At 50.3% G+C, this 17122-nt stretch carries 14 protein-coding genes and 1 pseudogene; 7 read left to right on the plus strand and 8 right to left on the minus strand.

Features of this window, described 5'->3' with window-relative positions:
* The first annotated feature begins 150 nt into the window (after window positions 1–150).
* The 3 genes from ACEW81_RS04180 (at window position 151) to ACEW81_RS04190 (ending at window position 2567) form a co-directional block, all read left to right on the plus strand.
* Window positions 151–999, plus strand: coding sequence for an MBL fold metallo-hydrolase (locus tag ACEW81_RS04180; protein WP_373531715.1), 849 nt, complete (start codon window positions 151–153; stop codon window positions 997–999).
* 43 nt (window positions 1000–1042) lie between these two features.
* On the plus strand, window positions 1043–2017 hold the full coding sequence (locus tag ACEW81_RS04185) for an NAD(P)-dependent oxidoreductase (RefSeq protein WP_373531797.1): 975 nt from the start codon (window positions 1043–1045) through the stop codon (window positions 2015–2017).
* 157 nt (window positions 2018–2174) lie between these two features.
* Complete coding sequence (locus ACEW81_RS04190) at window positions 2175–2567, plus strand: hypothetical protein (RefSeq protein WP_373531716.1); 393 nt, start codon at window positions 2175–2177, stop codon at window positions 2565–2567.
* Between the two features lie 8 nt (window positions 2568–2575).
* On the opposite strand, the pseudogene ACEW81_RS04195 reads toward ACEW81_RS04190, so the two are convergent.
* Window positions 2576–4753: pseudogene (locus ACEW81_RS04195) on the minus strand (Tex family protein); the annotation flags it as partial.
* A gap of 123 nt (window positions 4754–4876) precedes the next feature.
* Between ACEW81_RS04195 and ACEW81_RS04200 the strand changes: the two are divergent.
* Window positions 4877–5758 carry a DUF429 domain-containing protein gene (locus tag ACEW81_RS04200; protein WP_373531717.1) on the plus strand — a complete coding sequence of 294 codons (882 nt, stop codon included), beginning with the start codon at window positions 4877–4879 and terminating at the stop codon, window positions 5756–5758.
* A gap of 183 nt (window positions 5759–5941) precedes the next feature.
* Here the strand turns inward: ACEW81_RS04200 and ACEW81_RS04205 are convergent, their stop codons facing one another.
* Window positions 5942–6283 carry a hypothetical protein gene (locus tag ACEW81_RS04205; protein WP_373531718.1) on the minus strand — a complete coding sequence of 114 codons (342 nt, stop codon included), beginning with the start codon at window positions 6281–6283 and terminating at the stop codon, window positions 5942–5944.
* Window positions 6284–6295: 12 nt separating this feature from the next.
* Window positions 6296–6508, minus strand: a complete 213-nt coding sequence (locus tag ACEW81_RS04210) for a hypothetical protein (RefSeq protein ID WP_373531719.1) — start codon at window positions 6506–6508, stop codon at window positions 6296–6298.
* Between the two features lie 317 nt (window positions 6509–6825).
* Between ACEW81_RS04210 and ACEW81_RS04215 the strand changes: the two genes are divergently transcribed.
* On the plus strand, window positions 6826–7272 hold the full coding sequence (locus ACEW81_RS04215) for a hypothetical protein (RefSeq protein ID WP_373531720.1): 447 nt from the start codon (window positions 6826–6828) through the stop codon (window positions 7270–7272).
* A 32-nt stretch (window positions 7273–7304) separates the two neighbouring features.
* Here ACEW81_RS04215 and ACEW81_RS04220 read toward each other — a convergent pair whose 3' ends face one another.
* The 5 genes from ACEW81_RS04220 to ACEW81_RS04240 all read right to left on the minus strand — a co-directional run bounded on the left by ACEW81_RS04220 (window position 7305) and on the right by ACEW81_RS04240 (window position 14717).
* On the minus strand, window positions 7305–8348 hold the full coding sequence (locus ACEW81_RS04220; protein ID WP_373531721.1) for an NADP(H)-dependent aldo-keto reductase: 1044 nt from the start codon (window positions 8346–8348) through the stop codon (window positions 7305–7307).
* A gap of 231 nt (window positions 8349–8579) precedes the next feature.
* Entirely contained in the window at window positions 8580–9143 is a 564-nt protein-coding gene (locus ACEW81_RS04225; RefSeq protein WP_373531722.1) for a BPSL1445 family SYLF domain-containing lipoprotein, read from the minus strand.
* A gap of 136 nt (window positions 9144–9279) precedes the next feature.
* Window positions 9280–11862, minus strand: a complete 2583-nt coding sequence (locus tag ACEW81_RS04230) for a hypothetical protein (RefSeq protein ID WP_373531723.1) — start codon at window positions 11860–11862, stop codon at window positions 9280–9282.
* Window positions 11863–12168: 306 nt separating this feature from the next.
* Complete coding sequence (locus ACEW81_RS04235) at window positions 12169–13083, minus strand: alpha/beta hydrolase (protein ID WP_373531724.1); 915 nt, start codon at window positions 13081–13083, stop codon at window positions 12169–12171.
* A 320-nt stretch (window positions 13084–13403) separates the two neighbouring features.
* The gene (locus tag ACEW81_RS04240) at window positions 13404–14717 is read right to left on the minus strand and encodes a TolC family protein (RefSeq protein WP_373531725.1); all 1314 of its coding nucleotides are present in this window, start codon (window positions 14715–14717) and stop codon (window positions 13404–13406) included.
* Window positions 14718–14961: 244 nt separating this feature from the next.
* On the opposite strand from ACEW81_RS04240, the gene ACEW81_RS04245 reads away from it, so the two are divergent.
* Both ACEW81_RS04245 and ACEW81_RS04250 read left to right on the plus strand, forming a co-directional pair.
* On the plus strand, window positions 14962–16050 hold the full coding sequence (locus ACEW81_RS04245) for a CHAP domain-containing protein (RefSeq protein ID WP_373531726.1): 1089 nt from the start codon (window positions 14962–14964) through the stop codon (window positions 16048–16050).
* Between the two features lie 142 nt (window positions 16051–16192).
* Complete coding sequence (locus tag ACEW81_RS04250; protein ID WP_373531727.1) at window positions 16193–17122, plus strand: phosphatidate cytidylyltransferase; 930 nt, start codon at window positions 16193–16195, stop codon at window positions 17120–17122.

Raw genomic sequence — 17122 nt, forward strand, 5'->3', positions numbered from 1 at the left:
GCTGACTTGACTGGGTTCAATTTCGGCCCGTTTTTTAATGGCAATATGTTTTTTTGATGTTGCTTGCTTTCACAGGCAGCAATCTCCTCATTGAAGGCCATGCTTATGAATAGTACAATGGCCATGCAGAATAAAGGAGCTTTTTGCCCGATGAGCGCCACACCAGCCATTCCCGCCATTCTTCCTTTAGAAGATGGATTTACGGATGTTTTAGGAAAAGCCCGCAAGGGATTAAAACTGACTTTGGAGGAGATGGCCGAGCGAGCGGGATTGTCTTTGAGTCAGGTGGAACAGGTGTTAAACGGGCAGGTGGATAACCACGCATTGGAAAAATTAGCGTTTGTGCTGGGTTTGCACGGCCCTTCTCTCATTGCTTTGGCCCGGAATGAGTGGCAACCCCAGGTGCTGCCAGAAATACCGGGGCTTCGGCAATTTACCACCTGGTACGGCGATATGACCGTTAACGCTTATCTGGTGTGGGACCCTAACACCGGGGAGGCATGCTCTTTTGACACCGGTTCCAGTTGTCAGCCCATGCTGGATTTTTTGCAAACGAATGATTTGGGCTTGCAAAAAATTTGTATCACCCACACCCATATGGATCATTTGGCTGATTTAGAGCGTTTGGCGGCTGAGTTTCCGCAGGCCCACTGCTACGGTTCCGCGGCCGAAAACCCGTTGGGCTTAAAGCCATTGGTAGGGGGCGATGGCCTGTGTGTTGGCAATCTGAAAATTCGGGTGCTGGGTACTTCTGGTCACACGCCGGGTGGTTTAAGTTATTTCATTGAAGGGCTTCAACGTCCTTTGGTGGTGGTTGGAGACGCTCTGTTTTCGGCCTCTATGGGTGGGGCACCCTACGCTTATCATGAGGCTCGCCAGAATAATCTGGAACAATTATTGAGCTTGCCGGATAATACCATTATTTGCCCCGGTCATGGCCCTCTCACCACAGTGGGTCAGGAAAAAGCCCATAATCCTTTTTTCCCGGAATTGAAATAAACCGGCATTTAAATCAAAAAATCGGATTGGATTAGATTCAACAATAAAGAACACAAGGATATTGAGAACCATGCCTCAGCAAACCGTCACTCAAAAAGCGGAGATTCAAAAAATTGGCTTGGTGGGCGTTGGACGAATGGGCGCCAATATGGCTCGCCGTCTGAAAGATCAAGGGTTTGAAATCGCTGCCATTTATGATGCGGACCTGCAGCTGGCCGCTCAGGTTGCTCAGGAATTAAAGGCCACCGCTTGTGATCGCCTGTCGGAGGTGACCCGTTTATCGGACGTGGTGATTACGGTGGTGAGCGATGATCAGGCCATGCGGGATATTTTTGGTCGGGAGTCAGACAATTTGTGGGTAGGGGCCCAGGGCAAGCTGTTTTTAAATTGCGCCACGGTGAGTCCGCAGATTCATGTGGATTTGCAGCATCAAGCCGCCGCTGTGGGGGCCAAAGTGCTGGAATGCCCCATGGCCTCCAGTATTACTCAGGCTCGAGAAGGCACTTTGTACTTAATGTGCGCCGGGGATGAAGCTGTTTATCAGGAAGCTCGCCCCTTGCTGGACGCCTTGGCCACGACCAGCGTTTACACCGGGCTGGCCGGTTCCGCGGCGCAAATTAAGGCTTTGGTGAATATGGTGATGAACATCAATACGGCAGGGCTGGCCGAGGGCTTGGGACTGGCCAACGCATTAGGGCTGGACTTGGATTTGGTACGGACTATCTTTGCTCAAACCGGCGCGAACTCTCGGGTGCTGGAAACAGATGGTCAGGACATGCAGCACCGGGAGCATGATACTTATTTCTCAGCCGCTCATGCCGCCAAAGACACTTGCATTGCTCTGGATTTGGGTCAGCAACAGGGGCTTTCCCTGCCTTTGGCAAAGGCGTCTAAGGATCAGTATGATCGAATGATCGCTTTGGGCTTAGGCGAGCTGGATAAATCCGGGGTGTCGGAACTCACCTTTCAATCCCGTTTATCAGAGCATGCCGCACAGCCTGCCAGGCAAACTCGCTAAACAATCAGGCCCTGAGGCACCAATTGCCGTTTGGGCTGGATTGGATCGGGTTCAAAATTTCAGATGGGTTATTGATAATAATTACTTGGCAACAATTGATAGGGATTGGATTTATTATAACTATCTGAATTGAATCCATTAACTTTTGAGGTTTGGCATGGCTTCGGTATCCATTCGTCCTGATTTTTCGCCCTCAACTCGGGGATTGCTACCTCAACAGCCTGCTGGTTTCGTCTCAGGGGCTTCGGTTGGCCCCGCTTCAATCAGCAAGGCCCCGGTGGGTATTTCTCCCGCGCTTTCCGATTTTATTGAATTTCAAACCATGATGGCTTCCTCTAAAAATTTGCATTTAAAGGATCATAGTCGAGTGTCTGTGGCCAAAACATCGTTCTTGTCAGGGATGCTGGCTGCGGTTCTCACCGCCATTCCCACTACCGTTTCCGCCATTAATGGGCAAGGCGACAAGTTGTTTTTGGTGCCTATTTTGGGAACGCTGGCTGCCTTTCATGGCGCGCTTTTGGGCTTGCTGTTAAACCACAATCGGGATTAACTGCTTTAGTCAGCCAGCTTCATGGAAAGGGCAATCCGCTTGCGGGGAATATCCACTTCCATCACTTTTACCTGTACGATATCCCCTGCTTTAACCACGGTGTGCGGATCTTTTACAAAGCGATCGGCCAGCATGGAAATATGCACCAGTCCGTCCTGATGCACCCCCACATCCACAAAGGCCCCGAAATTGGTGACGTTGGTCACCACCCCTTCCAACAGCATGCCGGTTTGCAGGTCTTTTAAATGCTCAACCCCTTCCTGAAAAGTGGCTGTTTTAAATTCGGGTCTGGGATCACGACCGGGTTTTTCCAGTTCCAGCAAAATATCTTTGACGGTGGGTAATCCAAAGCGCTCATCGGTAAAGTCAGTGGCTTTCAGGGCGGTTAAGAAAGGTTTATCCCCAATAATGGTTCGCATGTCCCGGCCCGATTGGCGCAAAATTTTCTGCACAACGGGGTAGGCTTCCGGGTGAACCGCTGAGGCGTCCAGCGGGTTATCGCCATTGATCACCCGTAAGAATCCAGCGGCCTGTTCATAGGCTTTAGGCCCCAGGCGAGGGACTTTTTTCAGGGCTTCCCGGTTGGGGAAAGGCCCATTTTTATCACGGGTTTCCACCACCGCTTTGGCCAGTGCGGGGGAAAGCCCTGCCACATACCTCAGCAAGGCCGGAGACGCCGTGTTGACATCCACCCCTACTGCGTTCACGCAATCCTGTACCACCGCATCCAGACCCCGCTCCAGCTGGCCTTGATTGACATCATGCTGATACTGACCCACCCCGATGGCTTTGGGTTCAATTTTTACCAGCTCAGCCAGCGGATCTTGCAGACGGCGGGCAATGGAAACCGCCCCCCGCAAAGACACATCCAGATCGGGCATTTCCTGTGCCGCCAGCGCAGAAGCAGAATAGACCGAGGCCCCTGCTTCAGACACCATGACTTTGGTGATGGCCAGATGCGGGTATTTTTTGATCACCGCGCTGACCAGTCGATCGGTTTCCCGAGAGCCAGTGCCATTGCCGATACTGACCAGACTGACTGAAAATTTTTGAATCAGTTCAGCCAGCTTTTCAATGCTTTTGTCCCATTCATTTTGAGGCACATGCGGGTAAATAACGGTGGTAGCCAATATTTTTCCAGTGGCATCCACCACCACGGTTTTAACTCCGGTTCGCAAGCCCGGATCGAGTCCCAGGGTCACTTGATGGCCCGCTGGGGCTGCCAGCAACAAATCTCGCAAATTACGGGCAAAAACGTGGATGGCCTCTTCCTCGGAGCGCTCCCGCAGCTGGGTCATTAAATCATTTTCCAAATGCGGCAATATTTTATCGCGCCATGCACTTTGCACGCAGCCTGCCAGCCAGTCATCGGCTGGAAGATTTTGGTGCTGGATATTAAAGTGCCGGGCAATGCGTTGTTCTATATGATCGGTGGCGGTTTTCAGCTCGTCTTTACCTGCGGCTGGTTTTAAAGAAATTCTTAAAAACCCTTCGTTTTTGCCTCGAAATAAGGCCAAGGCCCGGTGAGAGGGAATGGCCCGAATGGGTTCCACGTAGTTAAAATAATCGGTAAATTTAGCGGCTTCCTCTTTTTTGGTTTTAACCACCGTGGAAACCACCACCCCGGTATTCCATAAAAATTGGCGCAAGGTGCCAATCAGTTCTGATGATTCTGAAAAATCCTCAATTAAAATTTGGGCAGCGCCTTCCAAAGCCGCGGCGGCATCGGCAATGCCTTGCTCCGGGTTAATAAAGCGCATGGCCGCTTGTTCGGGCGATTGATCCGGGTGATCAAAGAGGGTATCCGCCAGTGGGGTTAACCCGGCTTCTCGGGCTATCAGCGCTTTGGTGCGTCGTTTGATTTTGTAGGGCAGGTATAAATCTTCCAGCCGTGCTTTGCTGTCGGCCCTTAAAATGGATTCTTTCAACGCAGGGGTTAATTTTCCCTGCTCCTCAATGCTTTGTAAAATCGATTCACGCCGTTTGTCCAGATCTTTCAGGTATTGCAGCCGCTCATCCAGTGTGCGTAGCTGGGTATCATCCAGCCCGCCGGTGGCCTCTTTTCGGTAACGGGCAATGAAGGGAATGGTGGCGCCTTCTTCCAGCAATTTAAGCACCGCGTTGACTTGCGGTTCTCTCACCTGAAGTTCGTTGGCGATTTGGCGGCTAATCCAGTTCTCGTTCATAAGAAGCACTTACTTTCGTGATCCGCCCGTGGAAGCAGGGGGGCGGTTTTTAACAGGTTTCTTTGTTATACCCAAAGCGGGCTATAATGTCATCGTTCTGGTTTTAAAGTAATGGACCCTTTCATGCGTATTTACGGACTGGATTTTACCAGTGCGCCCACCCCCAAAAAGCCGATTACCGTTGCTTGCTGCGACTTTACGCTAAACCAGCTGATTTTGCGGGACTTATTGGAGCTGACTGATTTTAACCAGTTTGAAGCCTTTTTGAACCGCAGTGGCCCTTGGCTGGCGGCCATGGATTTTCCGCTGTCCTTACCACATAGCTGGCTGCAAGCCATGGCCTGGCCCACGGCATGGGCGGATTCCGTGAGCTGGGTTCATCAACTTTCCATGCAAAAATTTTGCCAACACATTACCACTTACGCCCAAGGGAAACCGGCTGGCCAGAAGCATCATTTTCGTCCCATCGATCGCATTGCGGGGGCTTGCAGCCCCATGACCATTCACTATACGCCGGTGGGGCGCATGTTTTATCAGGGCGCTCACCGGCTTTTAAATGCGGGGGTTTATGTACTGCCTTTTATGAGCCATCAACCGCTGGATCTGTCTCGGGATCGCATAGTGGTCGAAGGTTACCCGGCACTGATTGCCCGACAGTTGTGCCCGGGGCAAGGGTATAAATATGAAAAAACGGCCAAGGCTTCAGCGGCGCAAAGTAGCGCCAAGGACTTTGCCCGTCAGGAAATGATTCAGAAACTGGCGGCGGATTTATTAATGGATGATTTTGGCTTTTCCGTTGATTTAAACGGGTTTCAGCAAGCCTTGTATGAGGATTCCAGCGGAGATCGGCTGGATGCTTTTTTGTGCGCCATGCAGGCTGCTTGGGCCTACACTCAACGAGACAATCATTTTGGCATTCCTCAAGCCCAAGAGGCTGAACAGGGCTGGATTACGGCGCCACCCTACTTATTTAGAAAGTCCTTTTTGAGCGCGCCTGAAGCCTAGCCGATAACACTTTTTTGACACTGTTTTTTGAAAGATTTCGTTTGTTTAAGCGCTGGTTTTAAGTAGGCAATTTTCAGGCGAAAAAAGTTTTTATTCAAACAGCATAACAGCACAGGCCGAGGCGAACTGCATTTGTGCGTGCTAAAAATAAAGTGCAGTTCAATTTTAGCCCGGCCTGTGTTTTTAGCTTTCTGGCGGAAATGCCGCTAGCAGCTTTTGAATGGCGTTGGGGCTTGCCCCTTTTCCCAGTGACACCAGTTTTTGATTGAGAAACACAATATCCACTCGGGTGTTGCAAGCCGATAAATATTGACTGGTTTGAGAAAACTGCTGATCAAGATCGCCGGGAACCAGGTTTTTCAGGGCCATGGCCTGCTTTAGCAGTTCAACGCCCGCCACTACGTTAGGTATTTTTAGCTCCAGAATATTCTGGGATTCGTGTGGCACCGATTTTAACTGAAGCTGGTGGCGGTCATTCAGTTGTATTTTTAGATCGGACTCGATCAGCAGATTCTCAAACATCATCAAAATAACCGCTTAAGCGTTATCATCGCGGGTGGTAATTTTAATCACCCCATTCAGCTTCCATTTGGCCTGCTGAGAATCCTGAGCGGTGCTGGATGGCACATACACTTCCATATTCTCAAACTGGTAAGTAATTTGGGCGCCTCTGCCAGTGAGCTTGTCATATAGGCCAATTGCCAAATCTGGCCATGTGTGAGTTTCTTTTTCGCTGATGGTGTTTGCCATGATCTCTAATCCCCTCTGATTTCAAACATATAATAAATTCAATGTATACCGATCAGTATAGATGGTTGTTCTAAAAAAACAAGCTGAACTTTTCATCATTAAAATAGTCTGTTTCAACAAGAACCCATCACTTTTAAAATGTTCCCCGATTTGAGAGGCAATGGGTTTTTTAAGCAGAGCGTTTAGAACCTAGCGAAGCGTTTAGAACACATTAGAGCGTGTTTAAAAAAAAACACAACCAAACCTGAGTATCCTGCTTAACCTTTGTGGGGAATTGATTTAGACTATTACACATGAAAAAATACTTGCCCTTTTTTATGATTTTTTTATTGATCAGCGCAGTACCCGCTGTGGTATTTATACTGTTTCCCGATGCGGCCTCTAACATTAATAGTGGCGATATTCCTTCTTTTAACGCCGTTAGTGCAGGCGATGGGGCCGATGGCATGGTAGAACAACAAACCAGTCACTATCTGGTCAGGCTTAAGCCGTTAGCTGCGCCGGTGCAGTTGGGCAAGGAAGCCTTTGAGCTGGAGATCTTGAATAGAAATACGGGCAGTCACTGGGTGGGCTTGCCCACCGCTCAGTTGAGCGCCCCCGATGGAAAACAGCAACAAATCACCTCGCTAACGCTGAAGCCGGGCTTGCAAGATGGGGTTTTCAGGGTGCAAGCCACTTTTGATCAGCCCGGTTACTGGCAGCTGACCCTGAATTTAAAGGACCCGGATCAGCAGGTTTCCTTGAGGCTAAACGTGCAATCCTGAGAATACGTTCCGAAAGCGGCCCTGCCGGTCCATTAGGGAGAGGGGTTGGGGTGCTGGGTATGAATGGCTTCAATGTCGGCTAACACGGCATCCGACAGCTGAAGGGCGGCGCTTTCAATGTTCTCTTTTAATTGCGCCAAACTGGTGGCCCCAATAATATTGCTGGACACAAACGGTTGCCGGTTGACAAAGGCCAACGACATTTGAGCCGGTGTGAGTCCGTTTTTATGAGCTAGTTCAATGTAGGCTTTGGCCGCCGATAGGGCTTGGGGGCTGGCGTAGCGGTCAAAATACTCTCCAAACAGGGCCAAGCGAGAGCCGGAAGGTTTTTGGCCGTTTTGATATTTACCGCTGAGCAACCCGAAGGCCATGGGCGAATAAGCCAGCAGTCCGACTTTTTCCCGAATGGCCATTTCGGCCAGGCCCACTTCAAAGCTGCGGTTGAGTAGGCTGTAAGGGTTCTGGATGCTAACCACCCGTGGCAAATTCAGGGTTTCAGACAGCTTTAAAAACTGAGAGACGCCCCACGGGGTTTCATTGGAAAGCCCTACCGCCCGTATTTTTCCAGCCTTTACCAAATCCGATAACACATACAGGGTTTCTTCAATGGGGGTTAAGGTTTCGCTGGGGTTATGGGTGTAGCCCAGTTGCCCGAAAAAATTGGTGTTTCGATCGGGCCAGTGGAGTTGATACAGGTCCAGATAATCGGTTTGCAGGCGTTTTAAACTGCCCTCAATAGCCTGCTCAATATTAACGCGATTAAGTCGGGGTTCGACCGCACGCAGGTAAGTAATACGTTCTGAAGGGCCTGCCACTTTGGAGGCCAGCACCACTTGATCCCGGCACTTGCGGGCCGCCAGCCAGGTGCCGATATAGGTTTCTGTCAGTCCTGAGGTTTCTTGGCGGATGGGAACCGGATACACTTCGGCGGTATCAAAAAAGTTGACCCCTTGAGCCAGCGCGTAATCCATTTGGGCATGGGCTTCGGCTTCCGTGTTTTGCTCTCCCCAAGTCATGGTGCCCAAACCAATCAGGCTGACCTTGATATCCGTATTGCCAAGGGAACGGGTTTCCATACAGGCTGTTGCCTCACTGCTCAATGCTTGGCCCTTATCTTAACAGCCACGTGGCCGATAAAAAAGCCATTGCCCTAAACAAAGGCAATGGCTTGAAAATAGGTATAGTTGAACTAAATTGTTAAAGTCAACGCTAATTCTAGCAACTAAATTCAAATTTGTATGTAAACAAGAATAATTGGTAACAAAAATTTACAGGCAGGGCTTCAAATTTTGAGAAAGCAAACAGGGCTATTTGTTGATTTTGGTGATTTTGGAACCTTCCAGGCTAAGGTTGTACATTAAGCCTTTTTGATCCACCACGAAGGCTAAAATGGGCTTGTTCAGGGTGGTGGTATTAATACTGCCTTCCGCACCCACGGTGATTAAGGTTACGGAGGCATCTGCGCCAATTTTCCATCCTTTGCTGGCCCGGAATTTGTTCAGCACCTCATCGTTCATAAAGGCCAGAATAATGGCCTTGCGCTGCCCGCCCAGCTGAAACCCGTAAGAGCCTGAGGCGATATTGTAGTAGGCCTGGGTGGCTCCGTTCACTAAAAGGGCGCCTTCTCCGTATTCCCCGCCCACCACAATAATGCCTGCCTGATAGACCCGAGGAAAGACCAGAACGCCCCGTGCTTTGGCCAATACCTCGTTGGCCCCTTTTACGTTTTGTTTGAATACAGTGAGGGCTTCCTGCACTTGCTGATTCACCACCTGAGCAGAGGCGGCATGCGCCACCGGCATTGCAAAAGGGCCGCCCAAGCCGATCAGGGTTAGTAACGATATGGCGATTTTCAGTAGGTTTGCTTTCATGGGTTCATTCCTTTCAAATCGATGGGTCAAAGTGATGGGTCAAAGCGATTGGGTCGATTTTGAAATTCGTGCTGAGCGTGCGTTTTTGCCAGGTTAAATGGACAACCGCTACCAGAGGCATGATTAGGCCTTTCGCTTATGGACTGTTGGTCACCACCCCATTTTTCAGGCTGCCATTCACGTTAATGTCTCCGTTTTGGTTATTGACGCTTTGGCCATGCATACGAATGTTTCCGCCATAGCCCCGGTTCCCGGAAAGTGCTGTGGCAAAAACGAAAACCGGGCTAAAAGCTTCATTACCGTTTTGCACGTTGCCTACCGCCCGGAGCTGTATATTGCCCCCGGTGGCCGCCAGGTTGGGTTGATCGTTATGGGCCACGGCTTGGAAATCTCCCAGGTTTAACAGGTTGCCATTGGTGTTTAAGCGTTGGGTTCCACCAATCAGTCGGCCATTCACCCCAATCAGTCGAAATCCAAAGTTGCTTAAATCGCCACGGGCGTTGAGCTGGATACTGCCCCCATGGATATTGCTGTCATCGTTTGCCCCTTGCACGGAAAGCAAATCAAAGTTTTCAATGGCGCTTCGGCTGGCCAGATTAATGCTTCCCCCGGAAATCCGCCCTTGGGTGACAAGCCCGGTGCCATTTTGCAGGGCACCCCCAGATAACAGCGACAGTCGTCCTCCGCCCATATTTTGAAAAGAACCTGTTCCCCACTCGTGGGTATTGGTAAGCGCTCCATCGGTTAGTACCGTGAGCGTATTCAAATTGTTCAGGTTAATTTCATAGGCGTCTTTCAGGAAAAAAGCGGGTTCTTTTACCAGGGTTAAGCCCAGTTGGTTGGCGTTACTGCCAATGATGAAATTTCGGTAAGGTCTGTTGCTGCCGGTGGTATCTTTAACAATGATTTGATCGGCGGCAAGGTTTGCGTTTAAAGGGTTCAGTACTGAGCGCACCGTGGCGCTTTCCGCCCGATCGTTCAGCCGGGTAAAGTTTTGACCGCCCTGAATGGTGCGGGATAGCAAAATCAGGTTTTCGGCGTTACTCAGCAGTTCGTTTTCAGCCGTTAAAAAGCTGGTGGGCCGATTGCCCCCCGTGCCTCTGCTGTTGTTTTGGTTCAGCCCCGCATTGCCAAATTTTTGAGAAACCCGTTGGCTTTGCGCTAAGGAAACAGGGTTGGGGGTGGCAATAACGCCTGCCACTCCGCCTATGGCCTGTACAGAAAGCGGGTTGTTGCCTTGCCCACCATTGCCGCCGTTAACTTGCAGAAGGCCACCCCCGGTTGGATTGCTGGGTCCACTGATCACCAGCAACCCCCCTTGTCCGCCAGATCCCCCCGAAGTTCTGAAGCTGCCGCCTGCCTGCGAACCCAGGCCACCCGAGCCTCCCTGAGCGATGATCTCTCCCAAGTTGGCCATGCCGGTTTTATGGCTAAAGGCCAGCAATCCGCCTTTGCCGCCAACAGCGCCCCCATACTGGGTGTCACTGGCCGATCCACCACTCCCCCCATTGGCCTGAAACTGGCCAAGCAAACCATTGTTTCGGGTGGTGTAGCTAAATAAATCGTTGGCAATCCTGTCACCTGCGGTTGCCACAAGGGTGCCGCCGTTTCCTCCCCTCACCGGGTTGCCCTGCGATACGCCGTTTCCTCCATTGGCCTCCACGATACCCAGATTTTGTACGTTTCGCATGGCGCTCAGGATGATGGTGCCACCATCTCCGGCCCGTAAGGTGTTTTCCTGCAATGTGTCATTGCTGGCGGCCACCGCCCCGGCACTTCCATTGGCGCTTAAGAGCGCTGGAAACACCTGACTTTGGTTTTGAGGATTAAAAGTACCGCTGATCTGGATATCCCCGTCCAGCCGGTTCACCGTATCCTGCAATTCGCTATTTAATGTGTTGCGCTCACTGTTAGAAAAAGTGGGAATCAACTGCCCCGTTTGGGTGCCGGGTGTGGTGGCATCCTGTAAGGCTTGACGAACTTGATTAAGGTTCGTATTCCCCGTGGCAATCAATCGAATGGTGCCGCCTCGGGAGCCTTCCTGTACATTGGTAACCACCCCGTTGGCCCGCATGGCGCCTGCCGCTCGAACGGCTCCGGCTTCAATGTTAATAAGGTTTCCATCAAAAGTACCAGCCACTTTGCCGGAGCTGTCCAGCAAGGTATTGGGTTTCAGTTGAACCACCCCATCTGATTGAATGGAGATGACGCCTCCTGCTCCCCCAAAGCCTTTGGCCTGAATGCTGGCCCCAGGCTGAATGGTGGCTGAGCCGACGTTGAGTTGAACCAGGCCCCCACTGAACCCGTTGGCGAAAATATGGCCGCTTTGATAGTAATAGGCCGCATCTACAAATACCTTGCCCCCTTGTCCCAAATAAGCACCCTGATTGTTTTGCAAGGCGTTGACGTTAATTCGGCCATCGATTCGCACCACACTGTTGGGGGCGTAAAAATGCAAGGTTCCTCCATTGTTGGTGGGTGTTCCGGCGGCGTTAACCTCAATACCTCTAATGGTGCCGTTCTCCCGAACCCAGAGCCCCCCTGAACCGCTGTTGATGAAGGTGGTTTTTCCGTTGGCCGTGTTGGAAAAATTGCCACTGGTTACCACTCGTCCGTCGTGCACGTCATTCACCGCATTGGCCGGTAAAGCGGCAAATAGCGACAAGCTTAACAGGGCAACGGTTAAGCTGCTTCCAACCCATTTGGGACTGATCAACAAGCTTTGAGGTCCGTGGTTGCAGGCTTGAGAATTGTAATAAAATGAAGCAAAAACTGGTATTGAGATTCCCCGTGTCATTGTAAAGTCCCTTCGTTTCACTCGGCCATCAAGTCCATCAAAAATACGTCCCGCTCAACAGAATATTTGCGCGGGCGGGCGGGAAATGAGTAAGACTAACAGACTAGCTAACTTGGTGGGCAATGGGTATTGCCGAGATAGGCTATTTCTGCAAAAAATGGTTTTTTCAGAAATAGCAAAGCAGTCTCAATGAGAGCTTTTTAGGCAGGAGTAAGCGCCTGTTTTCGCTTAACTGGAATGAGGTTTCATTCGGCTCAGCATGGCCGTGGTGATATCCACAATGGCCTTTTGTTGTTCTTTCCGGCTCATGGTTGCCGCCAAGTCGGGAAACTGCAAGCCGTAATCTCCAAATTGAGAATGATTGCCCCCTTTTAGCTCGATAACGGGGGTGTCTTTGGGCATCAGGCGCTGGAAATCGTAAAAAATATGCTTTCCAAACAGGTTATCGTTGCTGCCCTGAATAAACACCATTTCCATCTTTTTCTGGCTTAAGTCCACAAAGGGAAAAGAGGCCCAAAAAGCGACGCCTTTGACTTTGGGGTCCGGTTTTCCGGTAATGTATTTCTGGGCCATGGCCCCCCCCAAGGAGTGGCCTGCGATGGCCCAAGCCTTGACCGCAGGGAATTCCTGAATGATTGAATCGGCTTTTTGGCTGCCTACAAGGATCATGTTGTGAGGCATATGGGCAATCACCGTGGTGTAGCCGCGTTCCGCAAACTGGCGGGCCATTGCCGCATAACTCTGGAAGTCCACCATGGCCCCTGGGTAAATAATCATGCCTTGTTTTTTGGGTGTTTTGGGTAAAAAGGCAATCCGGTCTTTCTGAATGCTGACGCTGACTTTTTGATCCGGCTTCAATGCGTCAAGCGCCCTTTGGGACGGCAATTGAGAAGGCCCGTGAAGGCCAGTTTTTTCAGTGCGTTCGCGTTGCTCTGCTTTTGAAGGAGAAGGCTCCAGAACCCATCTGGGGTAAGCGCTCAATGCCCGATGCATTTTAGAACGCAAATGAGAAGGCACTTTGGGGGCGTTGGTTTGAAGAGGAGACAGGCTCGCTGTAACGGGTTGACGCGTGGAAGATTGTCCTGTTTTTGGGCGGATGTTGCCCAATTGACCCGGCTCGGCCTTTTGCTTTTTACTGAACAAGAAGTGATCTTGCGGCTTATCTAATGTTTTTAGCCGGAGGAGGGGGTAGGTTTCATTATCCGGTATCCCTGCTGTTTTTAGAGAACCCGTTGGGTTTGAATATCCACGGATAGAAAAAGACGTAAAAACAACCATTAAGCCCTCCCTCTTATTTTAAAAATATGCCCACTCATTGATAAAGAACAATCGAAACCCCCTCGACTTTATTTTGATTCGACTGCTCACAAAACCCACTAAAAAATAATGCACGCATCTTAGGCCAAACACAAAGAACTGTCGATACCAGTGGCGTTAAAAGAGGCCTGATCTTGTATTTTGGCTTAAACCCCTGCCGCAAGCGCTTTTTCAAGTTCATTAAGGGCGTTTTGCAATTCTTTTAACGATTCAAGATGCCCCAGCACCGCTTCCGTATATTGCTCTTGCGCGTTTAGGGCGGCCAAAACCGATGTATCCCCTGTTTCAAAATAGCGAAGCCCTTTTTCTCGCAGGTTTTTGGCCAGCGGCAGAATTTCCGTTTCAAACCGCACCACTGCCTCCTCGTGGGTCATTACGGCGTTATAGGCATTGCTGACTTCCCGTTTTAACCGATTTTTAATAAAGGCCACTTCTAAAGCCTGCTGGTTTGTTTCGGCCTGAATGCGTTGAATGGGGCCTTGTTGCCGGTTGAATACAGGCAGATCCATGGTGGCGATTACAAACACCGAATAGGTTGGTGTAGGTTCTGTAATGGTATCAGGGCCCACCGTTACGCTGAGGTTGGGAATGCGTTTGGCCTTGCTCAGTCTAAGTTCTTCCGGCAGCACGGCGGCTTTGGCCTCAGCCGCCTTTAAGGCCGGATGGCGTTCCAGGGCTTGCGATATCAGTGTCCCCAAGTCCATGGCGGCCAGTGCGTCTCGGGAAGGCAATGGGGTTGCTGTGTTTCCTAACAGTAGGCTGGGAAAAATAGTGGGCGGCTCCAAAATATGCTGAGTACTGAGCGGGAGGTTTAACACAAAATTTAAATCGTTACGGGCCTCTTGAATCAGGCGGCCTTCTACCAAAAGGTTATTTTTAATGCTGAGTAGTTTAATTTCGGTTTGCATCACATCCAGTTCATTGCCTTGTCCCGATTCCAGTCGTTTGTTGGCTGCTTCCACCAGTTTTTCAGCAGTTTCCTCAAAGTGCTGGTAGGTCTGGTAACGGGCCTGATCGTAATAAAGCTGGGTGTAGGTTTGTCGCACATGATCATACAGGGCCAGTAATCCTTCCCGGATCTCTTCCTCAACCAAACGTTTTTCAGCTTGGGCCACCGCCGTTCGCCGTACCCGTTTACCGCCCAGTTCAAAGGTTTGTTCAATCCCGAAACGATAGGTATATTCCGCAACCCCGTTATCCGCCAAAAAACTGGGATTGAGACGTGTTCGGGCGGTTACGATGTCGGCGTCACTGATTCCCAGTTCCGCTTGTAAGGCTTTAAAACGAAGGTTATTGCGGGCGGCAATGGCCAGCGCTTGCTGTAAATTCAGGTTCATTTTTAATTGAGCCCAGCCTTTGAGGCTGAGGTTAACGCTAAGGCTTAAAGCAACGCTCAGCACCAGAGAACCCAGCAGAATGCCCTGTTTTTGGTAGCAACCCCTTTTTTTGCAAATATTCATAGCGCTTATATTTTCCCGGCCTGTTGCTGGAAATAAAAGTTGCGGCCCGCAGGCCTGGTTTGGCAAGGTAAAAAATTTAAATATCATCCCCCAGAATTTTTAAGCCCAATTTAGCTCAAGCCCAATTTAGCATTAAATCCAAATAGAGGACTCTTTTAAAAAAAATCGCCAATTTGCCGGGTTTTCCTTTAAAATCAAAAGAAGACTTTTGGGGTTACCTTTAGCATTGGGAAAGAGGTTTTGGATGCGGTTATCCGGTTGGTGGATGCGGAAACCCTGGATGGGCCAATGTTTAGGGTGGGCCTTGCTTCTGGCTACGGTTTTGCCTGCTTCATCTCTGGCTTTGCCCCCCGTGCCGGTTCAGCCGATGGTGCCGCTCAGCAGTCCGGTTATTTCTGGTTTGGCCGATTTACCCTTGCTCTATCCGGTTATTTCAGCGCAAATAGTGGCGGGAGAATTACAGATTGCCACCCCGCCGGGTTCTCAATTGCTGATTAAAAACCGGTTTTTATTATCCAGTCCAACCCGTCTGGTGCTCGATATTGATCAGGCCGAATTGCCCAGCAAGGTCATTCAGTTACCGGGCGGTCATCTTGGCCCTTTGCCTTATCAAAATATCCGTTTAGGTCAGTTTGACGCCACCACGGTGCGAGTGGTGATCGAGTCTCCAGTTGCGGATCGGTTGAATGTGAGTCTGGGGCGGGGAACCAACCACTTGTTAAGGGTGTATGCGCCCCATTCCTCCGGTATCGCCACCCGCTTTTTTAATCGGGTTCTGGGTCATCGACCTCATCCTCAGGCTCCGCAAATTGCCTATAACGCACCGGCCAGGTCTGTGCGCAGTGACCTGCGGACTCCCTTTATGGGGCCGCCCATGATGTATTCCGCCACCCCGCCCAATCGGTTTAAAATTGTAGATATCGCCCGTTCCCAGTTGGGTGTCAGTAAAGCGGTGGATCGAAACTATGTGAACAACACCTTTAGCCTGGGTAAAGATCAGGCCTGGTGCGCGGATTTTGTCTCTACCATTTTAAACTGGGCCGGTGGTTCTCCATGGGGGCATACCGCCTTGGTGCGGGATATTTACGATTGGGGTCTGGCCAATCAGCGATTCAAGCCTTTTCCTGAGCCCGGTGATGTTGCGGTTTTTCGGTTTAGCGTTTCCGGTTTTGATCATACCGCCATTGTGGAGTCCATCCAGCCGGATCGCAGCATTACCACCATTGGCGGGAATGAAGGCACTCGCTCTGGCACAGCGCCGGGGGGCATGGTGCAGCGCACCCGCTACCAAATGGAAGATCCCCGCATTTTAGGGTATGTGGCTCCCTTTTGATGTTCTCTTACAACTAGAACAGTGTCATCAACTGTTTGTTCTGTAAGCTGGTTTTAATGCCAGAATGGGAGAATAGAAAAGCGAGCGATTATCAGATTGCTTTTTCTGTAGAATAGACTACCTACATTGGAAACGATTTTGCATGTCCCCGGTATTAAACGCTTTAACCATTGGTAGTTCCCAGTTTAGTGTGCTGCTGTTTTACACGCTACTGGTTTTTGCTTTATATGCCACGCTGGGTGCTTTTATCTGGTTGAAGCCATTGGAAGTGGCCAAAAAACCGTACCTGACCTGGGCCATTATGATTCCGTTGTTAATGCTACCGCTGTGGCTGGGCGCCTCGGTCTGGGTGTTTGCGGTCTTGCTCATTTCCGTGTATGGCTTCAAGGAATTCGCCAAGGGAACCGGCTTGTACGAGAAAAAAGCGTACTGTGTGGTGGTTTATATCGCCATGATTTTAATGGCCGCCACCAGTATTTTGCGGGATTATGGCATGTTTATGGCGGTGCCTATTTGGGGAGTAGCGGCCTTAACCACCATTCCGGTTTTTACCAATCGTTTTGAAAACGCCATCCAGAATATCGCCCTGTCTGTGATTGGTCTGGTTTATTTTGGCTGGTTTCTGGGGCATTTGGGCATGCTGGCCCAGTCCACTTACGGTTTGGGCTATGTGCTGTATGTATTGATTTTTACCCAGTTTAATGACGCCATGTGTTTTTTATGGGGCAAACTATTCGGCAAAACCCCTTTCACCCATATTTCCCCCAAAAAAACACTGGAGGGATCCATGCTGGCTTTGCTCAGCAGCATTTTAATCGCCTATTTAAACTGGCCCATCGCTTTTCCGCATTTTGAATGGTGGCTGGTGGCGCTGGCTGCTATTGTCATTAGTTTTGGGGGCCAAATGGGCGATTTGGTCATGAGTAGCTTTAAGCGGGACTTGGGCATTAAGGATTTTGGAACCCTGTTGCCCGGCCATGGCGGTATTCTGGATCGGGTGGATAGTTTGGTGTGGGTGGCTCCGCTATTTTTTCATATGGTGCGTTATTTCCATGCGGGGTTTGGGTCTTAA

The sequence above is a fragment of the Vampirovibrio sp. genome, from assembly GCF_041737375.1.
Lineage (GTDB): Bacteria > Cyanobacteriota > Vampirovibrionia > Vampirovibrionales > Vampirovibrionaceae > Vampirovibrio.